The organism is Thermoanaerobaculia bacterium (genome assembly GCA_035260525.1).
GTDB lineage: Bacteria > Acidobacteriota > Thermoanaerobaculia > UBA5066 > DATFVB01 > DATFVB01.
Map to the genome: position 1 here is coordinate 1 of DATFVB010000109.1, position 8,264 is coordinate 8,264.

Below are 8,264 nucleotides of genomic sequence, written 5' to 3' on the forward strand. Positions count from 1 at the left end.
CGAAAGCCGTACGTCGAGCCGCCGCCCGGGAAGACGCGCCCGCCCGGGTCGATGCATCGCCGCGCTGGCTATTCCCCTGATTCCCGCGACAACGCCTCTCGGTTCGGAACCACCCGAAAGCGCGGCGAGGCGCGAGCCCGACGGGATGCGGGTTTCCGGCCGGCGGTGAAGGCGTACCGAAAGCCGTACGTCGAGCCGCCGCCCGGGAAGACGCGCCCGCCCGGCTCGATGCATCGCCGCGCTGGCTATTCGCGGACGTGGCGCCGGAAGTCCCCTCGATGGACATACAGGTACACGACGATCGCGATGTTCACCAGCATGAGAACGAGCGTGCGGACGGAGAACCGCCGGAGGACCTCCCAGGTCTCGACCGGCACCCAGACGCCCGTCAGCACGATCGTCACCCACGGCGCCCACGTGTAGCCGCGCGCCAGGAACGTCGCCTCGGCGGCCAGGGCGATTCCGGCGATCAGGCAGGCGACGACGATCGCGGAGAAGTGCAGCTCGAAGCTGTGCGAGAGGCCGCGCAGGAAGCCCGCGGTCAGGCGAAGGCGCGGGTCTCCGTCGGCTCGCTCGGCCACGCGCAGGAGCCAGCGGGAGGAAGGATCCTTGCGGAAGCCGAAGAGGGCGAGCCCGGCGGCGACGAACAGAAGGGCCTTGAGGTATTTCAGGACGATGATTGCGAAGAGAACGGCGCTGCGTTCGGGATGCTCGCCCGGGCGCGGCGCTCCCCCCCGGCGGCGCGCCGGCTTCACCCGAGCCGAGGGCACGCGCCGTTCCGTCGAATGGCCATCGGTGGATTGTACGGGTTCACTCGCGGCAACGGACGGACGGGCGCTCCTTCGACCGCGCTGCCGCGGCGAGGACCTTCCGGAACGGCTCCGGCTCGGGAGATCGAACCGCGACGTCCGCGCCGGTGTCGGGGTCGCGAAAGGAGAGCTCCGCGGCATGGAGGAGGAGCGGCAGCGGCCCCGAGAGGAGACGCCGCAGGGCCGGGTGCCGCACGCCGTGCCACCGCGGCCCGCCGTAGAGATCGTCGCCGACGATCGGATGGCCGAGACCGGCGAGGTGGACCCGGATCTGGTGCGTGCGGCCGGTCTCCGGGAAGAGCTCGAGATGCGCGACCGACGGCAGGCGCCCGAGCGTCGTCCACCGGGTGACCGCGCGCTTGCCGCCGGGCGCCGTCCTCATCTTTCGCCGGTCCGCGCGGTCGACGGCGAGCGGGAGGTCGACGACCCCGCGCGCGGGCACGGGATGCCCCCAGACGACGGCGCGGTAGACCTTCCGCACCGACCGCGCCGAGAAGAGCGCCGTCGCGGCCCGGTGCGCGGCGGGGCCCCGGGCGACGAGAACGATCCCGGACGTTCCGACGTCGAGCCGATGGACGAGGCGAAGGTCTTCCCCGCCGGGGAGCCCCAGCGCGGCGAGGATGCGCGCGGCGGCGGATGCGTCTCCGGGGCGCGTCGCCATGGAGAGTCCCGACGGCTTTTCGACGGCGAGGAAGCGCTCGTTCTCGAAGAGGATCACAGGAGACGGACGGAGGAGACGTTCGGGAAGGCGTCCCGGAGCTTCTTCTCGATCTGCGGGAGGAGCCCCGCGACCGTCTTCCGGCACGACGCGTCGGCGACCTTCAGCGCGAGGGCGCCTCCCGAAAACCCCGCCGGCGCGATCTTGCGCGAAAGGTAGGGCCCGAGGACGTCGGCCCACCGCGACTCGAAATACACCGGAGAGCCGTTCCCGCGGAGCAGCCGCCCGAGGCTGCGGCCGCCCGCCTGGTCGAGCCGGGTGAAGGGGTCGTCGGGCTTCTTCACGCGCCCCGCTCCGCCGGAACCGGCCAGCGCGGCGGCTCGCCGGAAAGGACGCGCCGGACGTCTTCACAGACCATCCGCGCCATCTCCGACCGCGTTTCGACCGTCGCCGAGGCGGCGTGAGGCATCAGGACGACGCGGTCGTCGTCGAGGAGCGCCGGAGAGACCAGCGGCTCGTTCTCGAACACGTCGAGCCCCGCTCCGGCGATCGTGCCGGTGTCGAGCGCGCGGCAGAGGGCCGTCTCGTCCACGATCGGGCCCCGCGCGGTGTTGATGAGCACCGCGTCCGGCTTCATCTTCGCGAGCGACGCGGCGTCGATCAAATGACGGGTCTCGGCAGAGAGCGGGACGTGCAGCGACACGGCGTCGGAGCGCCGGAGCAGCTCGTCGAACGACACCCGCGGCGGGTCGTCGGGGTCGTCGCGGTCCCGGGGCGAACGCCCGAACGCGATCACCGACATCCCGAACGCGCGCGCGCGCCGCGCGACCGCCTTGCCGATCCGGCCCGGGCCGACGATCCCGAGCGTCTTCCCCTTCGGATCGCGTCCGAGGAGCAGGTCCGGGCGCCACCCCGAGTAGCCTCCCGCGCGGACGAGCCGGTCCCCTTCGATGATCCGGCGCCAGAGCGCGAGGAGGAGCGTCATCGCGATGTCCGCGGTCGCGTCGGTCAGCGCGCCCGGCGTGTGCGTCACGACGATGCCGCGCGCCGCCGCGGCCGCCCGATCGACGTTATCGACGCCGACCGCGTAGTTGGCGACGACCCTGAGCCTCGGAGCGGCGGCGAGGAGCTCGGCGTCGACCGGCACGGTGAGGAGCGAGATCAGCCCGTCCGCGTCGGCGAGCTCGGCCCGGAACGCCCCGAAGGAGCGCTCGGGCTCCGCGATCCGGACCTCGAACGTCTCTGCGAGCGTGTCGAGCCACGGTCCGGGGAGCGCAGAGGCCGAGACCACCACCGCGGTCACCGCCGGACGCCTCCCAGCGCGCTCCCGAGGAAGAAGAGGGCGGCGCCGAAGGCGAGGATCGACAGCTCCGCCCGGATCGGGCCCCCGAGTGTTCCCGTGAGGTACGGGTGCCCGCCGAGGACGCCGACGAAGAGCGCCATCCCCGTCACGAGGAGTCCCGCCAGCATCAGTGCGCGGCCGATCGTCTGCCGCATTCTTCTAGCCCCCGCCGTTCGTGACGGCGACCGAGAGCAGCGCATCGCCCTGCTCGAGCCGGTCGACGACTTCCTGTCCGGTGATCACTCTTCCGAAGAGAGAATATCGCCCGTCGAGGTGCGGCTGCCGGGAAAGCGTCACGAACCACTGGCTTCCCCCGGTGTCCGCCCCCTCGAGCCCCATCCCCACGCTCCCGCGCTCGTAGCTCCCGGCGACGAGCTCGTCGCGGATCTCGTAGCCCGGGCCCCCGTGGAGCGTCTCCGTCGGATCGCCCCCCTGGACGACGAACCACGGGACGACGCGATCGAATTTCGTGCCGTCGAAGAACTTCCGCCGCGCGAGCGCCTCGAAGTTCGCCACCGTCAGCGGCGCTGCCGTGGCGTCGAGGGCGATCGTGAAGGTTCCGCGGGCGGTCGTCACCGACGCGCGGTGAGCTCCCTCGGAATCCTCGAGGATCTTCTCGTAGTCGGAAATAACGCGCCCGGTCGCGTACGGCGCCGGCGCGAGCGCCGCCGCGTCGCCCCCGAAGCCGTCGATCAGCGCGCGCCGGGCCTCGCGCGCGACCACTCCGCGCGGCCAGCCGGCGGCGGACTCCAGGAGCTTCCGGGCCGGATCCCGCTTCAGGCGGGCGGCGGCGCGCACGCACGAAAGCGCGACGTCGGGAATCGTGTCGCTGCGCGAAGCCCGCATCGCGGCCTCGATCGGCGGGACAACGGCGGGGTCGCCCGATTCGGCGAGCCGGTCGACGACCGCCGACCGGACCCCGGGGTCGGGATCGGCCAGCAGCGCGGCGATGGCCGGCCGGCGCGCCGCGTCGAGCGGGAACGTCCCGACCGCCGCCTCGCGGACGCGCGGGCTCGGGTCCCGGAGGAACGCGTCGCGAAGTCCGGCGGCCGCGTCCTCGGTCAGGAAAACGAGCGCCGCAGCGCCCGCGGCCCGGAACGCGGAGTCGGGAGAGGCGGACGCGTCCGCGATCCGAGCGCGTCCCCGGTCCCCGAGCACGGCGAGCTCCGCCGAGAACGCGACCGCCCGCCTCCGGCCGGCGCCGGAGACCGCCTGCGCGTGCAGCGCGCGGAACGCTTCCCGGTCGTCCGCGCACCAGCGGAGCGCGGCGAGCGCCGCCGTCGCCACACTCGGGTCCGCGAGCCGGGACAGATCGACGATGCGCGCGGCGCGGTCGCGGGGAATCGCCGTCCGGCCCTTCTCCTCGATCGCGCCGATCGCGTTCAGCGCGAGCGTCCGGACGCCGGTCTCCCGCCGGTCGAGCGCGGAAAGGAGGGCGGGGAGCGAAGCCGGGTCGCCGAGCACCCCGAGGCCGCGCGCCGCAAACGCGGCGGCCTCGCCGTCCTCGTCCGTCAGCGCGCGGGCGAGCGCCGCGGAGGAGCCGGCCACGGGGTTCCTCGCGAACGCGTACACGGCAGCCCTCCGGAGGTCGGCCGAAGGCGCGGCGGCGAGCTCCCGCGCGGCGGCCGCCGCCGGCTCGTCGCCGTACCGGGCCAGGGCGTAGAGAAGGCAGGGGCGGGGGTCGGCGCGGATCGCCGCGACGAGAGCCGCCTCCCCGGCGCCGGTGTGGAGGGCGCCGACGGCCCGGCCGGCCGCGCAGCGTACGCCGGCGTCCGCGTCGCCGAGCAGCGCCTCGGCCGCCGGGCTCCCCTCCGGAAGACGCGCGATCTCCAGCCCCAGCGCGGCAGCCGCCCGGACGCGCGAATCTCCGTCGCCGGCGAGCCGGACGAGAAGCGGCCGCCCGCGAGGGTCCCCGATGGCGCCCGCCGCGTGCGCCGCCGCGGTGCGGACCGCCGGGTCCGGGCTGCCCGCGGCCGCCGCGAGCGCCGCCGCGTCGAAGCGCCGTTCGTCCTCGAGCATGAGCATCGCCGCGCGGGCTTCGAGCGTGGACGCGAACGACGCGGTCCGGGCCGGCGCGGGCGCTTCGGACGGGACCGGCGCGCGACCCGGGCGCCGGGCGCCCGCGCACCCGACCAGCACCGCGACGAGCGCCGCTCCGGCCGCCCGGAGACCCGGACGGTTCATTGCCCGAGGGGCAGGCGGTCGCCGAGCATCGGGGGAAGGCCGGCGCGGAGGATCTTCTCGCGCGCGAGATCGACGTCGTACTCGACCCGGTCGAAGTGAACGACGCGCTCGTCCGCGTCGAAGATCGCGTAGGCGGCCTGGGGGTTCCGGTCGCGAGGCTGTCCGATCGACCCGGGATTGATCAGGTATCGCTTCTTCGGGTCGAGGACCAGCCGCGTCCGCTCGCCGCGGACGACCTCCACGCGGATCGCGTTCTTCTCGAGCGTGAACACCGAGGGAATGTGGCTGTGGCCGAAAAAGCAGACCTTCCAGTCCCCCGATCGGAAGTTCATGTAGGCGTCGACGTCGGAGAAGATGTAGGCGTCCTCGTCGAGCGGAGAGCCGTGGCAGACCGCGAAATCGCGGTCGACGATCACGGGACCGATCGGCAGGGCCTCGAGGTACCGGCGATTGGCGGGCGAGAGCTTCTCCTCGGTCCATCGCGCGGCGTAGAGGGCGATCGAGTTGAAGAGCTCTCCCGAGTCGGCCCCGACCACCACCTTGTCGTGATTGCCCCGGATCGCGATCTTCTCGCGCTTCAATTTCCGGATGCGGTCGATCACGTTGTTCGGGTTCGCGCCGTAGCCGACGAAATCGCCGAGCAGGACCACCTTCTGGAACTTTTTGCGCCGCACACGGGCGAGCACGGCGGCGAGCGCCTCGTCGTTGCTGTGAATGTCCGACAGGATCAGATAACGCACGTCCGCTCTTCCAGCCTGCGCAGCAGTTCCTCGGCGGAATGTTCCGGCGTCTCACCGCCCGTCAGAGGAACCGAAAGCCCGGCCATTCTATAGAAAGGGAGCCGCTCTTCCAAAAGACGCCTCGCCTGGGCGGCGTCGCCCAAGAGCGGGCGGTCCGCCTTGGCGGGAACGCGCGATACGAGGACCTCGAACGGAACGTCGAGGAAGATCGACACGCCCTCGCGCAGGATCACCCGCCGATTCGCCTCGGCGGCGAAGGTTCCCCCTCCCGCCGCGAAGACTCCGCACGGGATCGCGAGCGAGCCTTCGACGTACGCGCGCTCGCGCCGGCGGAACTCGGCCTCCCCTTCCGTCTCGAAGATCGCCCGGACGGGCTTGCCCGATGCCGCTTCGATCTCCGCGTCGAGATCGAAGAAGGGCAGGTCCAGGCGGCCCGCGAGGATCCGTCCGATCGTCGTCTTGCCCGAGCCCATGAAGCCGACGAGCCAGATCTTCCTCGGCAGGAACCGCCGCCGCGCGATGGCGACCGCCCGCCGCGCCCGCTCCGCCGCGTCGGGGCCGTTCACCGCGCCGATCATCGCCGCGGCGTCGGCGCCCGCGTCCCAGACGCTCTCGAGGCGGTCGAGCGCGATGCCGCCGATCGCGACGAGCGGCTTCGTCCGCCCGGCGGCGACCCGGCGCAGCGCCTCGAGCCCGACCGCCGGCCGTCCGCTTTTGACCGGCGTGGCGAACACGGGGCCGAACGCGACGTAGTCGCAGGCCGGATCGGCGAAGGCCCGGGCCGCGGCCTCGCCGTCGTGCGTCGACACGCCGATCGCGGCGTCGGGCCCGAGGATCGCCCGGGCGTCCGCCGCCGGCAGGTCGTCCTCCCCGAGGTGGACGCCGCACGCCACGATCTTCGCGACGTCGGCCCGGTCGTCGACGAAGAGGCGGGATCCCGCTCCCCGCGCGATCTCCGCCGCCGCGGCGGTCTCGCGCAGGAGCCGGCCGTCGGCGAGGTCCTTCTCCCGGATCTGGACGGAGCGGATTCCGGCCTCGACGAAGATCCGCGCGTTCTCCGCGGCGCAAACGCCCGTCGTTTTCCGGTCGGTGATCGCGTAGAGCGGCGGGAACCCCCGGGAGATCACTTCCGCGGGGACGGGGCGAAGCGGTCCATGAAGTGCGTCGAGAGCCGTCCCTCCTGGAAGTCCTTCTCGTCGAGGATCCGGCGGTGGACGGGGATCGTCGTCTTCACTCCCTCGATTACGAAGAAGTCGAGCGCCCGGCGCCCCCGCGCGATCGCCTCGGCGCGGTCCTTCCCGCGGACGATCAGCTTGGCGATCATCGAGTCGTAGTGCGGCGGAATCACGTACCCCTGGTACGCGGCGGTGTCCACGCGCACCCCGGTGCCGCCGGGCGGGTGGAAAACGGTGAGCCGTCCCGGCGAGGGCGTGAACTTCTCCGGGTCCTCGGCGTTGATCCGGAACTCGATCGCGTGCCCGCGGGCGCGGATCTCCTTGTCCCCGAAGGAAAGAGGCTCGCCCGCCGCCACGGAGATCTGCTCCTTGACCAGGTCGAAGCCGGTCACCTCCTCCGTCACCGGATGCTCGACCTGGATGCGGGTGTTCGCCTCCATGAAATAGAACTTCCCTTCGGCGTCGAGGAGGAACTCGATCGTCCCGGCTCCCGTGTAGGCGACCGCCTTCGCCGCCCGGATCGCCGCCTCCCCCATGCGGGCGCGCAACGATTCGTCGACCACGGGCGACGGCGATTCCTCGAGGAGCTTCTGGTGGCGACGCTGGATCGAGCACTCGCGCTCGCCCAGGTGCACGACCCTTCCGAAACGGTCGCCGAAGATCTGGAACTCGATGTGCCGCGGGGCGACGAGGTACTTCTCCAGGTAGATCTCGGCGTTGCCGAACGCCTTCTCCGCCTCGCCGCGGGCGATCTCGTAGAACGACGCGAGGTCGCGCTCGTTGTTGGCCACCCGCATGCCGCGGCCTCCCCCGCCGGCGGACGCCTTCAGGATCACGGGATAGCCGATCTTGCGGGCGACCTCCACGGCCTCGTCGAGCGTCTCGAGCGCTCCGGAGGAGCCGGGAAGGGTCGGCACGCCCGCTTTCGCCATCGTCTTGCGAGCGAGCGCCTTGTCTCCCATCGTCCGGATCGCCTCGGGAGAGGGGCCGATGAACGCGATCCGGCAGTCGGCGAGGATCTCGGCGAAGCGCGAGTTCTCCGAGAGGAACCCGTATCCGGGATGGATCGCGTCGGCCTCCGTGATCTCGGCGGCCGACACGATCGAGGCGACGTTCAGGTACGACGCGGAGGGCGGGTAGGGCCCGATGCAGACGTCCTCGTCGGCATAGCGCACGTGGAGGGCCTCCCGGTCCGCCTCGCTGTAGACGGCGACCGTGCGGATCCCGAGCTCGCGGCACGCGGAGATGACGCGCAGCGCGATCTCTCCCCGGTTAGCGACGAGGATCTTCTTAAACATTCGCGACGCCCCGCGTCGCGAATAGCGCGAGTCCTGCGGCCGACATCAATCGGCTTTG

9 protein-coding genes are annotated in these 8,264 nt (G+C 72.3%); all 9 read right to left on the reverse strand.

From position 1 onward, the window contains the following. Nucleotides 1-245 precede the first annotated feature (245 nt). The 9 genes from VKH46_05290 to accC are packed head-to-tail and all read right to left on the reverse strand — an operon-like array spanning nucleotide 246 to nucleotide 8,206. Entirely contained in the window at nucleotides 246-770 is a 525-nt protein-coding gene (locus tag VKH46_05290) for a DUF2127 domain-containing protein (protein ID HKB70237.1), read from the reverse strand. A gap of 40 nt (nucleotides 771-810) precedes the next feature. Beyond that, nucleotides 811-1,527, reverse strand: coding sequence for an RluA family pseudouridine synthase (locus VKH46_05295; GenBank protein ID HKB70238.1), 717 nt, complete (start codon nucleotides 1,525-1,527; stop codon nucleotides 811-813). Beyond that, nucleotides 1,524-1,811: a DciA family protein gene (locus VKH46_05300; GenBank protein ID HKB70239.1), complete on the reverse strand. Its 288-nt coding sequence runs from the start codon at nucleotides 1,809-1,811 to the stop codon at nucleotides 1,524-1,526. Before VKH46_05300 ends, VKH46_05295 begins: the two co-directional genes overlap by 4 nt. After that, entirely contained in the window at nucleotides 1,808-2,770 is a 963-nt protein-coding gene (locus tag VKH46_05305; GenBank protein HKB70240.1) for a D-glycerate dehydrogenase, read from the reverse strand. Before VKH46_05305 ends, VKH46_05300 begins: the two co-directional genes overlap by 4 nt. Next, entirely contained in the window at nucleotides 2,767-2,964 is a 198-nt protein-coding gene (locus VKH46_05310) for a hypothetical protein (GenBank protein HKB70241.1), read from the reverse strand. Before VKH46_05310 ends, VKH46_05305 begins: the two co-directional genes overlap by 4 nt. A gap of 4 nt (nucleotides 2,965-2,968) precedes the next feature. Beyond that, a complete protein-coding gene (locus VKH46_05315) occupies nucleotides 2,969-4,993 on the reverse strand; it encodes a peptidylprolyl isomerase (GenBank protein ID HKB70242.1) in 2,025 nt (674 codons plus the stop codon). Further along, a complete protein-coding gene (locus tag VKH46_05320; protein HKB70243.1) occupies nucleotides 4,990-5,733 on the reverse strand; it encodes a metallophosphoesterase family protein in 744 nt (247 codons plus the stop codon). Before VKH46_05320 ends, VKH46_05315 begins: the two co-directional genes overlap by 4 nt. Then, a complete protein-coding gene (gene thiE / locus VKH46_05325; GenBank protein ID HKB70244.1) occupies nucleotides 5,721-6,860 on the reverse strand; it encodes a thiamine phosphate synthase in 1,140 nt (379 codons plus the stop codon). Before thiE ends, VKH46_05320 begins: the two co-directional genes overlap by 13 nt. After that, a complete protein-coding gene (accC, locus tag VKH46_05330; GenBank protein ID HKB70245.1) occupies nucleotides 6,857-8,206 on the reverse strand; it encodes an acetyl-CoA carboxylase biotin carboxylase subunit in 1,350 nt (449 codons plus the stop codon). The genes thiE and accC overlap by 4 nt, the downstream gene beginning before the upstream one ends. Between the last annotated feature and the right edge of the window lie 58 nt (nucleotides 8,207-8,264).

Excerpts from the sequence above, each read along its gene's own strand:
- VKH46_05310 (HKB70241.1), bottom strand. The coding sequence starts at position 2,964 with ATGCGGCAGACGATCGGCCGCGCACTGATGCTGGCGGGACTCCTCGTG.
- VKH46_05315 (HKB70242.1), bottom strand. The coding sequence starts at position 4,993 with ATGAACCGTCCGGGTCTCCGGGCGGCCGGAGCGGCGCTCGTCGCGGTG.
- accC (HKB70245.1), bottom strand. The coding sequence starts at position 8,206 with ATGTTTAAGAAGATCCTCGTCGCTAACCGGGGAGAGATCGCGCTGCGC.